This is a genomic window from Rhizobium sp. IBUN (assembly GCF_000510625.1).
GTDB classification, from domain to species: Bacteria; Pseudomonadota; Alphaproteobacteria; order Rhizobiales; family Rhizobiaceae; genus Rhizobium; species Rhizobium altiplani.
This window is the reverse complement of record NZ_AZNV01000004.1, coordinates 158,584-177,507: the sequence shown is the minus strand read 5'-3', so window position 1 is coordinate 177,507 and position 18,924 is coordinate 158,584. Positions and strand designations below refer to the sequence as shown.

13 protein-coding genes are annotated in these 18,924 nt (G+C 62.5%); 7 read left to right on the top strand and 6 right to left on the bottom strand.

All coding sequences use genetic code 11. The features are described 5' to 3' along the window. The first annotated feature begins 16 nt into the window (after positions 1–16). From RHIBUN_RS0106535 to RHIBUN_RS0106505, 7 genes are all read left to right on the top strand, one after another. Entirely contained in the window at positions 17–2,479 is a 2,463-nt protein-coding gene (locus RHIBUN_RS0106535) for a glycogen/starch/alpha-glucan phosphorylase (RefSeq protein WP_025658934.1), read from the top strand. After that, complete coding sequence (gene glgB, locus RHIBUN_RS0106530; protein ID WP_025658933.1) at positions 2,476–4,683, top strand: 1,4-alpha-glucan branching protein GlgB; 2,208 nt, start codon at positions 2,476–2,478, stop codon at positions 4,681–4,683. Before RHIBUN_RS0106535 ends, glgB begins: the two co-directional genes overlap by 4 nt. Before the next feature lie 20 nt (positions 4,684–4,703). Then, positions 4,704–5,966, top strand: coding sequence for a glucose-1-phosphate adenylyltransferase (glgC, locus tag RHIBUN_RS0106525; RefSeq protein WP_018856600.1), 1,263 nt, complete (start codon positions 4,704–4,706; stop codon positions 5,964–5,966). Between the two features lie 3 nt (positions 5,967–5,969). Further along, positions 5,970–7,412, top strand: coding sequence for a glycogen synthase GlgA (gene glgA, locus RHIBUN_RS36305; protein WP_025658932.1), 1,443 nt, complete (start codon positions 5,970–5,972; stop codon positions 7,410–7,412). A gap of 6 nt (positions 7,413–7,418) precedes the next feature. Continuing rightward, complete coding sequence (locus RHIBUN_RS36300) at positions 7,419–9,050, top strand: alpha-D-glucose phosphate-specific phosphoglucomutase (protein WP_025658931.1); 1,632 nt, start codon at positions 7,419–7,421, stop codon at positions 9,048–9,050. 9 nt (positions 9,051–9,059) lie between these two features. Further along, positions 9,060–11,027, top strand: coding sequence for a glycogen debranching protein GlgX (gene glgX / locus RHIBUN_RS0106510; RefSeq protein ID WP_025658930.1), 1,968 nt, complete (start codon positions 9,060–9,062; stop codon positions 11,025–11,027). A gap of 87 nt (positions 11,028–11,114) precedes the next feature. Then, complete coding sequence (locus RHIBUN_RS0106505; protein WP_018856596.1) at positions 11,115–11,600, top strand: MaoC family dehydratase; 486 nt, start codon at positions 11,115–11,117, stop codon at positions 11,598–11,600. Here the strand turns inward: RHIBUN_RS0106505 and RHIBUN_RS0106500 are convergent. The 6 genes from RHIBUN_RS0106500 to RHIBUN_RS0106475 all read right to left on the bottom strand — a co-directional run bounded on the left by RHIBUN_RS0106500 (position 11,597) and on the right by RHIBUN_RS0106475 (position 18,499). Next, complete coding sequence (locus RHIBUN_RS0106500) at positions 11,597–12,730, bottom strand: zinc-dependent alcohol dehydrogenase family protein (protein ID WP_025658929.1); 1,134 nt, start codon at positions 12,728–12,730, stop codon at positions 11,597–11,599. The two genes, RHIBUN_RS0106505 and RHIBUN_RS0106500, sit on opposite strands and share 4 nt — an antisense overlap. Before the next feature lie 82 nt (positions 12,731–12,812). After that, complete coding sequence (locus tag RHIBUN_RS0106495) at positions 12,813–13,208, bottom strand: VOC family protein (RefSeq protein WP_018856594.1); 396 nt, start codon at positions 13,206–13,208, stop codon at positions 12,813–12,815. A 152-nt stretch (positions 13,209–13,360) separates the two neighbouring features. After that, a complete protein-coding gene (locus tag RHIBUN_RS0106490) occupies positions 13,361–13,909 on the bottom strand; it encodes a sarcosine oxidase subunit gamma (RefSeq protein ID WP_025658928.1) in 549 nt (182 codons plus the stop codon). Continuing rightward, positions 13,902–16,895: a sarcosine oxidase subunit alpha gene (locus RHIBUN_RS0106485; RefSeq protein ID WP_025658927.1), complete on the bottom strand. Its 2,994-nt coding sequence runs from the start codon at positions 16,893–16,895 to the stop codon at positions 13,902–13,904. The genes RHIBUN_RS0106490 and RHIBUN_RS0106485 overlap by 8 nt, the downstream gene beginning before the upstream one ends. Beyond that, the gene (locus RHIBUN_RS0106480) at positions 16,892–17,233 is read right to left on the bottom strand and encodes a sarcosine oxidase subunit delta (RefSeq protein WP_018856591.1); all 342 of its coding nucleotides are present in this window, start codon (positions 17,231–17,233) and stop codon (positions 16,892–16,894) included. Before RHIBUN_RS0106480 ends, RHIBUN_RS0106485 begins: the two co-directional genes overlap by 4 nt. A 12-nt stretch (positions 17,234–17,245) precedes the next feature. Next, positions 17,246–18,499, bottom strand: a complete 1,254-nt coding sequence (locus RHIBUN_RS0106475) for a sarcosine oxidase subunit beta family protein (protein WP_018856590.1) — start codon at positions 18,497–18,499, stop codon at positions 17,246–17,248. Between the last annotated feature and the right edge of the window lie 425 nt (positions 18,500–18,924).

The following is an 18,924-nucleotide window of genomic DNA, read 5'->3' as shown; positions in this document are numbered from 1 at the left end:
TTGGCGAGGACTGACGATGAACACCGTTTCGAAGCCGACAATCCCCTCCCCCGCGCCGCGCAGCTCCAAGCCGGAAATTCTCGCCGAAGAAATCATCGAACGCCTGACCTACCGCATCGGCAAGGATGCGAAGGTCGCCAAGCCGCATGACTGGCTGACGGCGACCATCCTCGTCATACGCGACCGCATCATCGACAAGTGGATGGAGTCGACCCGCAAGGTCTACGCAACAGGCGACAAGCGCGTTTACTACCTCTCCCTCGAATTCCTCATCGGCCGCCTGATGCGCGACGCCGTCTCGAACCTCGGCCTCATGGAACAGGTTCGCGACGCGCTCGCCTCGCTCGGCGTCGATGTCTCTGTCATCGCCGGCCTCGAGCCTGACGCCGCTCTTGGCAACGGCGGCCTTGGCCGTCTCGCCGCCTGCTTCATGGAAAGCATGGCGACCGTCGATGTCCCGGCCTATGGCTACGGTATCCGTTACGTCCACGGTCTTTTCCGGCAGCAGCTTGCCGATGGCTGGCAAGTGGAGTTGCCGGAAAGCTGGCTGGCGCACGGCAATCCCTGGGAATTCGAGCGTCGCGAGAGCGCTTACGAAATCGGCTTCGGCGGCACCGTCGACGTGGTCAATAGCCCCGAGGGCGAGCCGCGCTATGTGTGGAAACCTGCCGAGCGTGTCATCGCCGCCGCCTTCGACACTCCGGTGGTCGGCTGGCGCGGCAAGCGCGTCAACACGCTGCGCCTCTGGTCCGCGCAGCCGATCGACCCGATCCTGCTCGACGCCTTCAACGCCGGCGACCATATCGGCGCGCTGCGCGAGAGCAACAAGGCCGAAAGCCTGACGCGCGTTCTATATCCAGCCGACGCGACGCCGGCCGGCCAGGAACTGCGCCTGCGCCAGGAATTCTTCTTCTCCTCCGCTTCGCTGCAGGACATCCTGCGCCGTCACCTGCAGCAGTATGACGATTTCACCTCGCTGCCCGACAAGGTGGCGGTCCAACTGAACGACACGCATCCGGCGGTCTCGGTCGCGGAGCTGATGCGCCTGCTGTGCGACGTGCATGGTCTCGACTTCGACCAGGCTTGGGACATCACCCGCGGCACGATCGGCTACACCAATCACACCCTCCTTCCAGAAGCGCTGGAAAGCTGGCCGATCCCACTGTTCGAGCGCCTGCTGCCGAGGCATATGCAGATCATCTACGCGATCAACGCCAAGGTGCTGCTGGAGGCGCGCAAGACCAAGACCTTCTCCGAAACGGAAATCCGCTCGATTTCCCTGATCGAGGAAAGCGGCGAGCGCCGTGTACGCATGGGCAATCTCGCCTTCGTCGGCGCTCATTCGATCAACGGCGTTTCGGCTCTGCACACCGACCTGATGAAGGTCACCGTCTTTGCCGACCTGCATAAGCTTTATCCCGACCGCATCAACAACAAGACCAACGGCATCACGCCGCGCCGCTGGCTGCAGCAGTGCAATCCCGGCCTGACCTCGCTGATCCGCGAAACGATCGGCGACGACTTCCTCGATGACGCCGAAAAGCTGAAGCCGCTCGACAAGTTCGCGAACGATGCAAGCTTCCAGGAGAAGTTCGCGGCGGTGAAGCGCGCCAACAAGGTGGCCTTGTCCAATCTCGTCGCCAGCCGCATGGGCATCAAACTCGATCCGTCGGCTATGTTCGATATCCAGATCAAGCGCATCCACGAGTACAAGCGGCAGCTGCTCAACATTATCGAAGCCGTCGCGCTCTACGACCAGATCCGCTCACATCCAGAATTGGACTGGGTGCCGCGCGTCAAGCTCTTCGCCGGCAAGGCGGCGCCGAGCTACCATAACGCCAAGCTGATCATCAAACTGATCAACGACGTCGCCCGCACGATCAACAACGACCCGGCCGTCCGCGGCCTGCTGAAGGTCGTGTTCGTGCCGAACTACAACGTTTCCCTGGCCGAGGTCATGGTGCCGGCCGCCGATCTGTCCGAGCAGATCTCGACTGCTGGGATGGAAGCATCGGGCACCGGCAACATGAAGTTCGCGCTGAACGGCGCGCTGACGATCGGGACACTCGACGGCGCCAATGTCGAGATGCGCGACCATGTCGGCGAGGACAACATCATCATTTTCGGCCTGCGTGCCGACGAAGTCGCCGCCGCCCGTGCAGATGGCCACAATCCCCGCGCCATCATCGAAGCGTCGCGTGAACTGTCTCAGGCACTCCAGGCCATCAGTTCCGGCGTCTTCTCGCACGACGATCGAAGCCGATACGCGGCGCTGATCGAAGGCATTTACGCGCATGACTGGTTCATGGTGGCGGCCGATTTCGATGCCTATGCGCAGGCGCAGCGCGATATCGACCAGCTCTGGACCGATCCGTCGGCGTGGAACAAGAAAGCGATCTGCAACACGGCTCGGATGGGCTGGTTCTCATCCGACCGCACGATACGGCAATATGCCAAGGAAATCTGGAGAGCCGCATGAAAGCGCCGAAAGCCACCCCTGAAGTCAGACTTCCCTGGGAGATTTCGGCAGACGAGATAGCGGCAATCCTCGCAGGGTCGCATTCCAATCCCTTCGCCGTTCTCGGCGTTCACAAATCGGGAAACGCCTACGTCACCCGCTGCTTCATTCCGGGCGCCGAAGAGGTGACCGCGATGGCGCTCGATGGCAGCGTCATCGGCGAATTGAAGCAGCAGCATTCTGACGGCTTTTTCGCCGGCGAGGTTTCGGTGACGAAGCAGCAGCCGGTGCGCTATCGCGCTCGACGCGGCGATGCCGAATGGGCGGTGACCGACCCTTACAGCTTCGGACCCGTCCTCGGCCCGATGGATGACTATTACGTGCGGGAAGGTTCCCATCTGCGCCTCTTCGACAAGATGGGCGCACACTGGATCAAGCACGAGGGCGCGCAGGGGATCCATTTCGCCGTCTGGGCGCCGAATGCTCAGCGTGTCTCGGTTGTCGGTGACTTCAATGGCTGGGATGGTCGCCGCCATGTAATGCGCTTCCGCTCCAGCGCCGGTATCTGGGAGATCTTCGCTCCTGACGTTCCGACCGGTGTCGCCTACAAATTCGAAATCCGCGGCCACGACGGTGTGCTGTTGCCGCTAAAGGCCGACCCTTTCGCCCGACGCAGCGAACTACGCCCGCAGACGGCCTCGGTCGCGGCATCCGAGCTGCTGCAGGAATGGGACGACGCAGCGCATCTGAAGCACTGGAGCGAAACCGACAAGCGTCGTCAGCCGATCTCGATCTACGAGGTTCATGCCGGCTCCTGGCAGCGGCGCGACGATGGCTCGTTCCTCTCCTGGGACGAGCTTGCCTCCCGTCTAATCCCCTACTGCGTCGACATGGGCTTCACCCATATCGAGTTCCTGCCGATTACCGAGCATCCCTATGATCCCTCCTGGGGCTACCAGACGACCGGGCTCTATGCGCCGACCGCCCGCTTCGGCGAGCCGGAGGGTTTCGCCCGCTTCGTCAACGGCTGCCACAAGGTCGGCATCGGCGTCATCCTCGATTGGGTGCCAGCCCATTTCCCGACCGACGAACACGGCCTCGGCTGGTTCGACGGCACGGCGCTCTACGAGCATGCCGACCCGCGCCAGGGCTTCCACCCCGACTGGAATACGGCAATCTACAATTTCGGTCGCACCGAAGTCGTTTCCTATCTGGTCAACAACGCGCTATACTGGGCCGAGAAGTTCCATCTCGATGGTCTGCGCGTCGATGCCGTGGCCTCGATGCTCTACCTCGACTATTCCCGCAAGCACGGCGAATGGATCCCGAACGAGTACGGCGGTAATGAGAACCTGGAGGCTGTGCGCTTCCTGCAGAACATGAACACCCGTATCTACGCCGAGCATCCAGGCGTCATGACCATCGCCGAAGAATCGACCTCCTGGCCGAAGGTGTCGCAGGCGGTGCATGAAGGCGGCCTCGGCTTCGGCTTCAAGTGGAACATGGGCTTCATGCACGACACACTGAGCTACATGAGCCGTGAGCCGATCCACAGAAAGCATCATCACAACGAGCTGACCTTCGGCCTGCTCTACGCCTATTCGGAAAACTTCGTGCTGCCGCTCTCCCATGACGAGGTGGTGCACGGAAAGGGCTCGCTGATCGCCAAGATGCCCGGCGACGACTGGCAGAAATTTGCGAATCTGCGGGCCTATTACGCCTTCATGTGGGGCTATCCGGGCAAGAAGCTGCTCTTCATGGGTCAGGAATTCGCGCAGTGGAGCGAGTGGAACGAGGCAACCTCGCTCGACTGGAACCTGCTGCAGTACCGCATGCACGAGGGCATGCGCCGGCTGGTGCGCGACCTCAACTTCACCTACCGCAGCAAGCCGGCCCTACACGCCCGCGACTGCGAGGGCGATGGCTTCGAATGGCTGATCGCCGACGACCACGAGAACTCCGTTTTTGCCTGGCTGCGCAAGGCGCCAGGAGAGAAGCCGGTCGCCGTCATCTGCAATCTGACGCCTGTCTATCGCGAGAACTATTCCGTGCGCCTGCCGACCGAGGGGCGCTGGCGCGAGATACTGAATACCGATGCCGACATCTATGGCGGCAGCGGCAAGGGCAATGGTGGCCGCGTGCAGGCCGTCAACGCCGGTGGCGCCATCGTCGCATCGATCACCTTGCCGCCTCTGGCGACGATCATGCTTGAACCTGAGAACTGACGACTGGTGGGAGGATAAAAATGGTAGAAAAACGTGTTCAGCCACTTGCCCGCGACGCAATGGCCTATGTTCTCGCAGGTGGTCGGGGAAGCCGCCTGAAGGAACTCACCGATCGCCGCGCCAAGCCGGCGGTCTATTTCGGCGGCAAGACCCGCATCATCGACTTTGCGCTGTCGAACGCGCTGAACTCGGGCATCCGCCGCATCGGCGTCGCCACCCAGTACAAGGCGCACTCGCTGATCCGCCATATGCAGCGCGGCTGGAACTTCTTCCGCCCCGAGCGGAACGAGAGCTTCGACATTCTGCCAGCCTCCCAGCGCGTCTCGGAGACGCAGTGGTATGAAGGCACCGCCGATGCGGTCTACCAGAACATCGACATCATCGAGGACTATGGCGTCGAATACATGGTCATCCTCGCCGGCGACCATGTCTACAAGATGGACTACGAATACATGCTGCAGCAGCATGTCGATTCCGGCGCCGACGTCACGATCGGCTGCCTGGAAGTCCCGCGCATGGAAGCCGTCGGCTTCGGCGTCATGCACGTCGACACGACCGACCGGATCATCGACTTCGTCGAGAAGCCCGCCGATCCGCCGGGCATTCCCGACAAGCCGGAATTCGCGCTTGCCTCGATGGGCATCTACGTGTTCCACACGAAATTCCTGATCGACGCACTGCGCCGCGACGCCGCTGACCCGAACTCCAGCAAGGATTTCGGCAAGGACATCATCCCTTACATCGTCAAGAACGGTAAGGCCGTCGCCCATCGTTTCGCCAACTCTTGCGTCCGGTCGGATTTCGAGCACGAGCCCTACTGGCGCGATGTTGGAACGATCGACGCCTATTGGCAGGCCAACATCGACCTGACCGCGATCGTTCCGGAACTGGATATCTACGACAAGTCCTGGCCGATCTGGACCTATGCAGAAATCTCGCCCCCGGCGAAGTTCGTCCATGACGACGAAGACCGCCGCGGCTCTGCCACATCCTCCGTCGTCGCGGGCGACTGCATCATTTCCGGCGCAACGCTGAACAAGAGCCTCCTCTTCACCGGCGTTCGCGCCAATTCCTACTCCAAGCTCGAAGGTGCCGTCGTTCTCCCGAGCGTCAAGATCGGAAGGCACGCCCAACTCAGAAACGTCGTGATCGACCACGGAGTCGTCATTCCTGAAGGCCTCATCGTCGGCGAGGATCCGGTTCTAGATGCCAAGCGTTTCCGCCGCAGCGAGGGCGGCATTTGCCTCATTACCCAACCGATGATCGACAAGCTGGGCCTGTAAGCCATGAAAGTTCTTTCGGTTTCGTCCGAAGTCTTCCCGCTCGTCAAGACAGGGGGCCTCGCCGATGTGGCGGGTGCCCTGCCGATCGCCCTTGAGCGTTTCGGCATCGAAACCAAGACCCTCATGCCGGGCTATCCGGCCGTCATGAGGGCTATCCGCAATCCTGTAGTCCGACTCCAATTCGACGATCTGCTCGGCGAACCGGCAACCGTGCTCGAAGTCAAGCACGACGGGCTCGATATCCTCGTGCTCGACGCCCCCGCCTATTACGACCGGTCGGGCGGCCCCTATCTCGACGCCACCGGCAAGGATTACCCCGACAATTGGCGCCGTTTCGCGGCTCTGTCCCTGGCCGGCGCCGAGATTGCCGCGGGGTTGATGCCGGACTGGCGGCCGGACCTCGTGCATACGCATGACTGGCAGTCGGCGATGACCTCGGTCTACATGCGCTACAATCCGACGCCGGAATTGCCGAGCGTCCTGACCATCCACAACATTGCTTTCCAGGGGCAGTTCGGCGCCGATATCTTTCCGGGTCTTCGTCTGCCGCCGCACGCCTTCGCAACGGAAAGCATCGAATATTACGGCAATATCGGCTTCCTGAAGGGCGGCCTGCAGACTGCACACGCCATCACCACTGTCAGCCCCTCTTATGCCGGCGAGATCCTGACCACCGAGTTCGGCATGGGTCTCCAGGGCGTCATCGCAAGCCGAATCGATTCACTGCACGGCATCGTCAACGGCATTGATACCGACGTCTGGAATCCCTCGACCGACCCGGTTGTCCACACGCATTACAACAGCAGCACGCTGAAGAGCCGCGTCGAAAACCGCAGCTCGATCGCCGAGTTCTTCGGACTTCACCACGACAACGCGCCGATCTTCTGCATCATCAGCCGCCTGACCTGGCAGAAGGGCATGGATGTCATCGCCGCCACCGCCGACCAGATCGTCGACATGGGCGGCAAGCTGGCCATTCTGGGTTCCGGAGACGCGGCGCTCGAAGGGGCGCTGCTCGCCGCGGCCGCCCGTCACCCCGGGCGGATCGGCGTTTCCATCGGCTACAACGAGCCGATGTCCCATCTCATGCAGGCCGGTTGCGACGCCATCATCATCCCGTCCAGATTCGAGCCCTGTGGCCTGACGCAGCTTTACGGATTGCGGTATGGGTGCGTGCCGATCGTTGCCCGCACCGGCGGGTTGAACGACACCGTTATTGACGCCAACCATGCCGCGCTTGCGGCGAAAGCGGCAACCGGGATACAATTCTCGCCTGTAACTCCATCCGGTCTGTTGCAGGCGGTCCGCCGCGCGCTACATCTCTACGCCGATCAAAAAGTCTGGACCCAATTGCAAAAGCAGGGCATGAAATCGGATGTTTCGTGGGAGAAGAGCGCCGAGCGCTATGCCGCCCTCTATTCAAGCCTCGCCCCTAAAGGCAAGTGAGAGAAAATGATAAAATCCGTACCCACTACGCCCTACCAGGATCAGAAGCCCGGTACCTCCGGCCTGCGAAAGAAGGTTCCGGTATTCCAGCAGCCGAACTATGCCGAGAACTTCATCCAGTCGATCTTCGATTCGCTGGAAGGCTTTCATGGCAAGTGCCTCGTCATCGGCGGCGACGGACGCTACTACAACCGGGAAGTCATTCAGAAGGCGATCAAGATGGCCGCCGCCAATGGCTTCGGCAAGGTGATCGTCGGCAAGGGCGGCATCCTGTCGACCCCGGCAGCCTCCCACATCATTCGCAAATACAAGGCCTTTGGCGGCATCATTCTCTCGGCCAGCCACAATCCCGGCGGTCCAACCGAAGATTTCGGCATCAAGTACAATATCAACAATGGCGGCCCCGCGCCGGAGAAGATCACCGACGCGATCTATGCGCGCACGAAGGTGATCGACACCTACAAGATCGCCGATTTCGCGGACGTCAACCTCGACCGCATCGGCAAGGACGAACTGCCGGGCGGCATGATCCTCTCGGTGCTCGATTCGGTGGAAGACTACACGGCTCTGATGGAAGAGCTGTTCGACTTCCCCGCGATCCGCAACCTCATCAGCCTCGGATTCCGCATCGCTTTTGACGCAATGAGCGCCGTCACCGGCCCATATGCCAAGGAAATCTTCGAAAACCGTCTCGGCGCGCCGTCCGGTTCGGTCCGCAATTTCATGCCGCTGCCCGACTTCGGCGGCCACCATCCGGACCCGAACCCGGTTCACTGCAAGGAACTCTACGACGAGATGATGAGTGATGATGCGCCCGACTTCGGCGCGGCATCCGACGGCGACGGCGACCGCAATCTCATCATCGGCCGCGGCATCTTCGTCACACCCTCCGATAGCCTCGCGATCCTTGCCGCCAACGCCCACCTCGCGCCCGGCTATTCCGGGGGTCTCGCCGGCATCGCTCGCTCCATGCCGACCTCAGGCGCGGCAGATCGCGTCGCCGAGCGCCGCGGTATCGGCATGTACGAGACGCCGACCGGCTGGAAGTTCTTCGGCAACCTGCTCGACGTCGGCATGGCGACGATCTGCGGTGAGGAAAGCGCCGGCACCGGCTCCAACCACGTGCGCGAGAAGGACGGCCTCTGGGCGGTTCTGCTGTGGCTAAACATCCTTGCCGTTCGCGGCGAAAGCGTTCAGGACATCGTCACCCAGCACTGGCAGACCTACGGCCGCAACTACTATTCGCGCCACGACTATGAAGGCGTCGATACCGACGCGGCAAACGGCCTGATCGCAAACCTGCGCAGCCAGCTTGCGTCGCTGCCGGGCCAGAGCTTCGGCCCGCTGAGGGTCGAGAAGGCCGACGACTTTGCCTATCACGACCCGGTCGACAAGTCGGTCAGCGAGCATCAGGGCATTCGCGTCCTGTTCGAAGGCGGTTCGCGCGTGGTCTTCCGTCTCTCCGGTACCGGCACATCCGGCGCCACGCTGCGTGTCTATCTCGAGCGGTACGAGGCGGATTCGACCCGCCACAACATCGAGACGCAGCAAGCGCTCGCCGATCTTGTTGCTGCCGCCGAGACCATCGCGGGCATTCGCAGCCGCACGGGCCGTGACGCTCCTTCCGTGATCACCTGACCGAACGGCATGGCGGCGGGCAGACCCGGGCAAGGCGGAGCAACCATCCTCGAGACCGGCGTTGATTTCGCCGTCTGGTCGCGCAAGTCAGGACAGATCGAGCTGTGTCTGTTCGGCGACGACGACAAGGAACTGGCCCGCCTGCCGATGAAACGAGGCGATGACGATGTTCATCGCCTTTTCGTCGACGGCTTGAAGGAAGGTGCGCGCTACGGCTACCGCGCCGGCGGCGTCTATGCGCCCGACGACGGCCTCTGGTTCGACCCGTCGAAGCTGCTGGTTGATCCCTACGCCAAGGAACTCGATCGCCCCTTCCACTACGATCCCCTGCTCGGCACCTCCGGCGCCGAGACGCAGCACCTCGTGCCGAAGGCGATCGTCACCCGCGATGTCCCCGTGAAGCCGGGAAAGCCGCTCTTCAAGCCGGGTGGCTTCATCTACGAGGTTGCCGTCCGACCGTTCACCATGCTGCATCCGGATGTTCCCCAAGCGCAGCGCGGCACCGTCGCGGCTTTGGCGCATCCTTCCGTGATCGCGCATCTGAAGCGCATCGGCGTGGATGCGGTCGAGTTGATGCCGATCACCGCCTGGATCGACGAGCGCCACCTGCCGCCGCTCGGCCTCAGAAACGGCTGGGGCTATAACCCCGTCGCCTTCATGGCGCTCGACCCGCGGCTCGTGCCCGGCGGCATGGCGGAGCTCCGCGACACAGTGGCGAAGCTCCACGCCGAAGGCATTGGTGTCGTCCTCGACCTCGTCTTCAACCACACCGGCGAAAGCGACCGCTTTGGCACGACGCTGTCGCTGCGCGGCCTCGACAACCTCTCCTTCTATCGGCATCTGACCGACCGGCCAGGCGAATTGGTCAACGATACCGGAACGGGCAACACCGTCGCCTGTGATAACCCCTATGTCAGGCAACTGATCATCGACAGTCTCCGCCACTTCGTGCTCGGCGCGGGCGTTGACGGTTTCCGCTTCGACCTTGCCCCCGTTCTTGGCCGAACCGCTGGTGGCTTCGAGGCCAACAGCGAAACGTTGATGGCAATGCTCGCCGATGACGTCTTGTCGGACCGCGTCATGATCGCCGAGCCTTGGGACATCGGTCCTGGCGGCTACCAGCTCGGTAACTTCCCAGCCCCCTTCCTCGAGTGGAACGACCGCGTACGTGATGACGTCAGGTGCTATTGGCGCGGCGACGATCACAAGACCGGACCGCTCGCAACTGCCCTGGCCGGCTCCTCGGACATATTTTCCCGCAACGGTGCGACCGGGACGCGCAGCGTCAACTTTCTTGCCGCCCATGACGGCTTCACGCTCCGCGATCTCGTCTCCTATAGCGGCAAGCACAACGAGGCGAACGGCGAGCAGAACCGCGACGGCCACAACGAGAACCACTCCTGGAACAACGGTGCCGAGGGCGAAACGCACTACCCCGATATCATTCGCAGACGCCGCGATGACCTGAAGGCGCTGCTCTCCACGCTCTTTGCTACGCGCGGCAGCATCATGCTGACGGCAGGCGACGAAGCAGGCCGCACCCAGCGCGGCAACAACAATGCCTACTGCCAGGACAATGAGATCACGTGGATGGACTGGGCGGCGCTCGACGATGAGCTCATCGCCCATACCGCTTTCATCTCAAGCCTGCGCAAGCGCTTCTCCGTGTTCTCGGAAACGGGTTTCTTCGATGGCCATGGCGACGTCGAATGGATATCGCCTTCGGGCCAGCCGATGAGCGTGCAGGAGTGGGAGACCCCGAACTTTTCCACGCTTGGAATGGTGCTGTCGACGCGCGATGGGCAGGGCGGAAAGCCCGCACGGCTGGCCGTGCTTTTCAATCGCTCGGGCGGCGAGGAAATTTTTGCATTGCCCGGGCCGTCCTCATGGCGGCTTCTCGCCCCCAATGGTCAGGAAAAATCCGCGACGTCGGCCATCGTGCCGCGCCGGTCGGTCGCTTTCTATCTCGGAAGTTGACCGGCCAGGCCCCTGCCTGCAATTCCTTGTCGCAATTGTCACAATCCCATTGTAAGGCTTGCGCAGCCGCTTTCTCATGAGGAATCAATGGTCAAGGAAATTTCGCTCGCGGATGTGCGCGGGCTCATCGGCACTGAAACCGGCCTCTCGGACTGGATTGTCGTCGATCAGGCAATGATCGATGCCTTTGCGCATGCAACCGACGATCATCAGTTCATCCACGTCGACCCAGAGCGCGCCGCCACGAGCCCATTCGGCGGCACCATCGCCCACGGATTCCTCACCCTCTCGCTGCTTTCAGCGATGAACTACAACAGCCTGCCCAAAGTCCGTGAGCAGACGATGGGCATCAACTACGGCTTCGAGAACGTCCGCTTCCTCTCGCCCGTCAAATCGGGGGCACGCATCCGCGGCCACTTTATCCTTGCCGAAGCCCGCTTTCGCGGCGCCGGCATGTTGATGACGACCTACGACGTCTCGATCGAGATCGAGAACGAGAAGAAGCCGGCTCTCACCGCGCGGTGGATCACCATCATCCAATTCGACCCAAAAGACCGGCCCGAAGACGCCTAGTGCGCCTCGAAATCGATGACGTGCCGGATCACCTCCCCGGCATGCAGCCGGTCGAAGGCTTCGTTGATCCCCTCCAGCGGACCTGTTGAAGACAACAAGCGATCCACCGGCAGCTTTCCACGCCTGAAGAGCCCGACAAAGCGCGGAATATCCCGGCTTGGCACGCAGCTGCCGAGATAGCTCCCGAGCACGCGCCGCTCCTCGGCGACCAGGCTGACTGCGGGGATTGCGAACTGACTGGATGGATTAGCCAACCCTGCGGTAGCCGTCGTTCCGCCGCGCCGCGTGATGCGGTAGGCGAGATCAAAGGCCTTGACGGCTCCGGCCATCTCGAGCGCGTGGTCGACGCCGCCCTTTGTCGCCTCGCGGATTTGCTCCACAACGTCAGGGTCACTGGCGCGAAAGACGTCTGTCGCCCCAAGCGAACGCGCGATCTCGAGCTTGTCAGGAGCAAGGTCTACCGCGACAATGCGTTCGGCCCCGGCCGCCACGGCGCCAAGCACCGTGGCCAAGCCGACACCACCCAAACCGACAACAGCGATCGTCTGCCCCGGCTGCACATGACAGGTATTCACCACGGCGCCAACGCCCGTCAGCACGGCGCAGCCAAACAACGCGGCGTGAGCGAACGGGATATCGCGGTCAATGCGAATCGCCGAATGGCGCGAGACCACGGCATGGGTGGCAAAGCCCGAGACGCCGAGATGATGATGGATCGGCACCTCCTCGCAGCTCAGTCGCCGTTCGCCCGATAGTAGCGTGCCCTTTCCGTTGGCATCGGCGCCGGGAATGCACAGCGCCGGGCGTCCCTCGGCGCAGGGCAGACAATGGCCGCAGCTCGGCATGAAACTCATCACCACATGATCGCCGGGCGTCAGGTCATGGACATCGGGCCCGACCGCTTCCACGGTGCCGGCCGTCTCATGTCCAAGCGCCATCGGCACCGGACGCGGCCTGTCGCCGTTGATGACGGAGAGATCGGAATGGCAGAGCCCGGCCGCGCCAATACGAACAAGGATCTCGTCCCGCCCGGGTGGCGCGAGCTCGAGTTCTTCGATCGTGAGCGGCCGGCTCACCGCAAATGGCGGCGCGACCGGCGATCCGCGCAAAACCGCGGCACGTGTTTTCATGAACTCCTCCCGCGAACGGTTCCGGCAGACTAACCGCTCGCAAAAGCCAACGGCAACAGGACTGTAAGCTGCGGCGATTGCGCTATGGTGCACCGTTGATTTCAACGATGTTGCGATCAGGATCGAGCAGGTAGGCCTGCGGAAAACCGGCCGGCCCGGTACGCCTCACACGCAGCCGCCGGGGATCTCCCTCGGGCGCATCCTCGCGAAAACCCTTTGCGATCAGTCCCCGGATACATCCCTCGAAGTCATCGGTATGGAAGGCGAAATGTCCGTCGGCGGTATCGATGGTCGCCACCCGCCGGAACGTCCCAACCGGATTGACGATGATGTGGACCTGCAGCGCTCCGCAGGCAAACCAGGCTCCGTCGGTACTGAAAGGAGGCCTCTCGATCCGCTCGAGACCGAAGATATCGCGATAGAAGGCAACCGATCGGTCGAGATCCGTCGTGACGATGGAAACGTGATGCAGCATCATTGAGGACACCCCGCAACGTTGCGGCTACGCTCCGACAAAGCCGCACGCGATGGCGAATGATGGCATGAATGACACCGGTCTTGCAACTTGAAGCCGAATGGGGACGGCACAAGAGCACCGTCCCCCAATCGGGAATTCCAGTTCCGTGGCGCTTAATGCGCGGCGTCTTCGGCACCCTCGGCCAGCAGGCCGAATACGAAATCGGCGAACGAACGCCAGCACTCGACACGGAACGTATCGTCCTCGGTGCGGAAGAGCACGATCTCGGCCTTGCCGAAAATCGTGCGCGAGCAGGCGCCGACCGGGAAGGCATCAAGCGACAGATCCTGCGGGCAACCCGCGGAGATCGTCGCCTCTGCCCCGGGACCGGAGACGATGATCGCGACGTTGCGGTGCGAGACATCAGTTGCCGAATGCAGCACGTCCGCCTTCGTGAGCGCGCCCATCAGGTCTGCACCGGACTCATCGATAACGAGCCATTCATCCGGCCCGAGCCAGAGGGCGGCACGGCCACCCTTGCGGCCGGAGGTCTTCGGCGAAGACGGAACCGTGACGCCAAGAGCGGAGGACAGAGCCTTGAGGGACGCGGCGGGCGCTCGGAGCGCGATGCGGGTGGCGGCCGGAGCTGCCGTCAGCCGTACCGTCGCCGAGCCGCCATGACGACCTGAGAGCACCGACTTGCGAACTGCCGTATCAGCCATTGATGCGGCCTCCTTCCTTGTCAAAGAACACCATGTCAGTCACCTCGACGGCGATCGTCTTGTCGGGCATAGGCACATAAAGTGTCTCGCCCATCCGCTTGCGGCCATCGGCGACCAGCGCGAAGGCGATCGACTTGCCGAGATTTTCCGACCAGTAGGACGAGGTCACATGGCCAAGCATCGTCATCGGCTTCGGCTCGTTCGGATTGGCGACGATCTGCGCACCTTCTTCCAGCACCAGCTTCGGATCCTTGGTGACCAGGCCGACCAACTGCTTGCGGCCTGCCTTCACCAGATCCGGGCGCTTCAGCCCACGAATGCCGACGAAGTCAGTCTTCTTCTTCGAGACCGCCCAGGAAAGACCAGCATCGTCAGGCGTGACGGTGCCATCCGTGTCCTGGCCGACGATGATGTAACCCTTCTCGGCGCGAAGAACGTGCATCGTCTCGGTGCCGTAGACGCAGGCGCCGAGCGGCTCTGCGTTGGCCCACACGGCTTCCAGAACGGACTGGCCATAGTCGGCCGGCACGTTGATTTCGAAGCCGGTTTCACCGGTGAACGACACGCGGAACAGCCGCGCCGGCACGCCCATGACCGTGCACTCGGCAACGCTCATATGCGGGAAGGCCTCGTTGGAGATATCGACGCCTTCGACCAGCGGGGCGATGATCTCGCGCGCCTTCGGACCCTGTACAGCGATGACGGCCCACTGTTCCGTCACCGAAGTCAGCCATACCTTCAGATGCGGGAACTCTGTCTGCAGATAGTCTTCCATGTGGTGGAGAACGCGCGGCGCGCCGCCCGTCGTCGTCGTCACGTGGAAGCGATCGTCGGCCAGACGCCCGACAACGCCGTCGTCATAAACGAACCCGTCCTCGCGCGTCATGATGCCGTAGCGGCACTTGCCTGGCTTCAGCGTGTCCCAGGCGTTGGTGTACATGAGGTTCATGAACTCGGCCGCATCGGGGCCGACGATCTCGATCTTGCCGAGCGTCGAGGCATCGAACACACCGGCGACATCGCGCGCCGTCTTGCATTCGCGGGCGACCGCCTGGTGCATCGTCTCGCCCGCGCGCGGATAGAACCACGCACGCTTCCAGTTGCCCACATCCTCGAACACCGCGCCATGGGCCTCTTCCCACTGGTGCAGCGGCGTCTTGCGCGCCGGATCGAACAGATCGCCGCGCGAATGCGCGATCAGCGTGCCGTAGGTGACAGGCGTGTACGGCGCGCGGAAGGTGGTGAGACCGACCTGCGGGATTTCCTTGCCCAGCATCTCGGCGGCGATCGCCAGGCCGTGCATGTTGGAGAGCTTGCCCTGGTCGGAGGCCATGCCGTTCGTCGTGAAGCGCTTGATATGCTCGATCGAGTGCATCCCCTCGCGCACGGCAAGGCGAATGTCCTTGGCGCAGACGTCGTGCTGGAAATCGATGAACGCCTTGGCGCTGGTCTCGGGACCTGCGCCTTCAGCAGCGCCAATCATGCCGCCCGTCCACTGATGGGCTTGCTCAGCCGTGATGCTGATCTTGCCGCCGGAGGGCTTCCCAACTGCCTGCGCCATCAGCTCGCCGGCCGCCAGCGATTCCTCGATCGTCTGCTGCAGATCGTCCGTGCCGTTGCAGGCGCCGACAGAAAGGCAATCCTGCGCGTACGTGCCGGGCAGGAAGCGCTGCGTCTCGGGCTCGAACGTCACCTTGCCGCGCGACTGCGAGAACAGGTGCACCGAAGGCGTCCAACCGGCCGAGACCAGCAGCGCGTCGACCGCGATCTTGCGCGGCGAGCCGCCGCCATTGCGGGCAACGGTCATCGACGAGATGCGGAGCTTGCCTGACGTATTGACCACGGACTGACCGGTGAGAACATCGATGCCGAGCGAACGGGCTTCCGCCAGAACGGCCGCACCCGGCGTCTGCCTGCAATCGACGATCGCGGCGATCTCGACGCCTGATCGTTTCAGGTCGAAGGCGGCCTCATAGGCCGAGTCGTGCGCCGTATAAACGCCGACCTTCTGGCCGACGGCGACGCCATACTGGTTGAGATACATGCGCGCAGCCGATGCCAGCATGATGCCCGGACGATCGTTGTTCGGGAACACCATGTGGCGCTCGATCGCGCCGTTGGCGAGGATGACGCGCTTGGCGCGCAGCTGCCACAGACGCTCGCGCGGCAGGTGGCGGCCAGGGTTCGCGACATGGTCGGTCACGCGCTCGGCGAGACCGACGAAATTGTGGTTGTAGTAACCGAAAGCAGTGGTGCGGGTCAGAACCTGCACATTGTCCATTGCCTTCAGCGTGGCGACCGTCTTCTGCGCCCACTCATAACCGGAAAGGCCGTCGATCTTGACGCCGCTGTCGTAGCGCAGCGCGCCGCCGACATCCGCCTGCTCGTCGCAGAGGATCACCTTGCCACCGGATTGCGCCGCCGCCAGTGCCGCCGAAAGACCGGCGATCCCGGCACCGACGACGAGCACGTCGCAATGCGCATAACGGCCGGCATAGTGATCGGGATCGGCTTCCTTCGGCGCAACGCCGAGGCCCGCCGCACGGCGGATCATCGGCTCGTAGAGGTGCTTCCAGGCCGCCTTCGGCCACATGAATGTCTTGTAGTAGAAGCCCGCCGCGAAAAACGGGGACATCAGATTGTTGATGCCACCGATATCGAAGGAGAGCGATGGGAAGCGGTTCTGCGATTCGACGATCATACCGTCGAAGACTTCCTGCACCGTGGCACGCACGTTCGGCTGTTTGCGGGCGCTGTCGCGCGCAACGTCGATCAGCGCATTCGGCTCCTCGGCGCCGGCCGAAAGGATGCCCCGCGGACGGTGATACTTGAACGAGCGGCCGACCAGATGGATGTTGTTGGCGATCAGCGCCGAGGCGACGGTATCGCCTTCGAGCGCCGTGTAGCTCTTGCCATCGAAGGTGAAGCGCGCGGTTCTGGCCGGCGTCAGGCGACCCTTGCCTGCAATACGGTTCGTGCCGCTCATTGTGCCTCTCCTTCGAGCTGTTCGTAGGTCTCGACGGGAGCATGCGGAACGGCTGCTTCGCCGATCGTGGGCTTCGGCTCGCCTGCCTTGTAGGTCTTGATGAACTTGTCGCTGATGGTATCGCGCGCCGCATTGAAGAAACGGCCGCATCCGTGCTGGTGGCGCCAGCGCTCGAAGATCAGCCCCTTCGGGTTGTCGCGCAGGAAGAAATATTCCTCGAACGCCTCGTCGGAGATGTCGGCGATATTGGTGGGACGGGCGATATGGGCATCGCCGGCACCGCGGAATTCGAGCTCGGAACGCTCTTCCTGACAGTATGGGCAGTAGATAAGAAGCATGATGTCCTCGTGTCAGTGCGCGACGGCGGCGGCGGCGGCTTCGTCGATCAGACGGCCGGTGCGGAAGCGGTCCAGCGTCAGGCCGGCATTGAACTTGTGTTCCTCATCGCGGGCGATGAGGTGCGCGAAGAGATTGGCCGAGCCCGGCGTCGCCTTGAAGCCGCCGGTGCCCCAGCCGCAGTTGACGTAGAGACCCGGAACCGGCGTCTTCGACTGGATCGCCGAACGGTCCGGCGTGTTGTCGACGATGCCGCCCCACTGGCGCATCATCTTGACGCGGCGGAACATCGGGAAGAGCTCGCAGATGGCATCGAGCGTGTGCGTGATGATCTGCAGGCCGCCGGTCTGGCTGTAGGAATTGTACTGGTCGGTGCCGGCGCCGATGACGAGCTCACCCTTGTCGGACTGCGAGATATAGGCGTGCACGGTGTTGGACATGACCACGCAGGGGAAGATCGGCTTCAGCGGTTCGGACACCAGCGCCTGCAGCGGGCTCGATTGCAGCGGCACGCGCACATCGGCCATCTTCATGACCGTGGTCGTGTGACCTGCGGCCGAAACGCCGACCTTCTTGGCGCCGATGAAGCCACGTGATGTCTCGACACCGGTGACGCGACCATCAGGGCCGCGTCGGATGCCGGTGACTTCGCAGTTCTGGATGATGTGGACGCCGCGATCGGACGCCGCACGCGCGTAGCCCCAGGCCACAGCATCGTGACGCGCCGTGCCGCCGCGACGCTGGAGGGCGGCACCGTTGATCGGGTAGCGGGCGCTGGCTGAGATATCGAGCGGCGGACAATAAGCCTTCGCCTGCTCCGGCGTCAGCCATTCATTGTCGATGCCGTAGAGGCGGTTGGCATGAATGTGGCGCTTGAAAGACTGCTGGTCGTGCACATTGTGCGATAGCATCATCACGCCGCGCGGCGAGTACATAACATTGTAGTTGAGATCCTGCGAGAGGTTCTCCCAGAGCTTCATCGAATGCTCGTAGATGTGCATGCTCTCTTCGTAGAGATAGTTCGAGCGGATGATGGTCGTATTGCGACCCGTGTTCCCGCCGCCGAGCCAGCCCTTTTCGAGCACCGCGACATTTGTGATGCCATGCTCCTTGGCGAGATAATAAGCCGCACCCAGACCATGCCCGCCGCCACCGATGATGATGACGTCGTATTCGGCGCGCGGTTCCGGCGAAGTCCACTGCTTCTCCCAGCCCTTGTGACCCCTCAGGGCCTCCCTCGCCACGGCAAAAACCGAGTATCTGCGCATCCGCGTTCATCTCCTTCAGGGGAAAGGTCCCTTCTCGTCGGCCATACAAATCGCAAATCCAAAAGCGGCACAACGTTTCTTTTGCGACGCGGACCGGCTTTTGTTTTGACACGACGGGAGAATGCAGCAGGAGGCGTCGGGTCGTTCTCCCCCCCGACTTGAAAAACGTTGAGTCACCTTCCGACCGGCGCAAACCGACCCGTGCAAACCGTGGTCAACCCTCAATGCATTTTAGAACACTTGAATTTACAATTCCTGAGCGCATATTTTCAGTCAGAGCGAGGTCGCCCTCGCGCACCAGAAAATCACGTCTTTCGCATGAGTCGAACCGGTGCAGCCTCGGGAATAATCTTCAACACGCGCCACCACCCCAGGTTTGCATCAATTGGAAACGGACCGCCTCAACAAGGAGGATTGTTGTGCCG

Coding starts and splice junctions, on each gene's coding strand:
- RHIBUN_RS0106495 (WP_018856594.1), bottom strand. CDS start 13,208: ATGATGCTGCATCACGTTTCCATCGTCACGACGGATCTCGACCGATCG.
- RHIBUN_RS0106480 (WP_018856591.1), bottom strand. CDS start 17,233: ATGCTTCTTATCTACTGCCCATACTGTCAGGAAGAGCGTTCCGAGCTC.
- RHIBUN_RS0106485 (WP_025658927.1), bottom strand. CDS start 16,895: ATGAGCGGCACGAACCGTATTGCAGGCAAGGGTCGCCTGACGCCGGCC.
- RHIBUN_RS0106500 (WP_025658929.1), bottom strand. CDS start 12,730: ATGAAAACACGTGCCGCGGTTTTGCGCGGATCGCCGGTCGCGCCGCCA.
- RHIBUN_RS0106535 (WP_025658934.1), top strand. CDS start 17: ATGAACACCGTTTCGAAGCCGACAATCCCCTCCCCCGCGCCGCGCAGC.
- glgX (WP_025658930.1), top strand. CDS start 9,060: ATGGCGGCGGGCAGACCCGGGCAAGGCGGAGCAACCATCCTCGAGACC.
- RHIBUN_RS0106505 (WP_018856596.1), top strand. CDS start 11,115: ATGGTCAAGGAAATTTCGCTCGCGGATGTGCGCGGGCTCATCGGCACT.
- RHIBUN_RS36300 (WP_025658931.1), top strand. CDS start 7,419: ATGATAAAATCCGTACCCACTACGCCCTACCAGGATCAGAAGCCCGGT.
- glgB (WP_025658933.1), top strand. CDS start 2,476: ATGAAAGCGCCGAAAGCCACCCCTGAAGTCAGACTTCCCTGGGAGATT.
- glgA (WP_025658932.1), top strand. CDS start 5,970: ATGAAAGTTCTTTCGGTTTCGTCCGAAGTCTTCCCGCTCGTCAAGACA.
- RHIBUN_RS0106490 (WP_025658928.1), bottom strand. CDS start 13,909: ATGGCTGATACGGCAGTTCGCAAGTCGGTGCTCTCAGGTCGTCATGGC.
- glgC (WP_018856600.1), top strand. CDS start 4,704: ATGGTAGAAAAACGTGTTCAGCCACTTGCCCGCGACGCAATGGCCTAT.
- RHIBUN_RS0106475 (WP_018856590.1), bottom strand. CDS start 18,499: ATGCGCAGATACTCGGTTTTTGCCGTGGCGAGGGAGGCCCTGAGGGGT.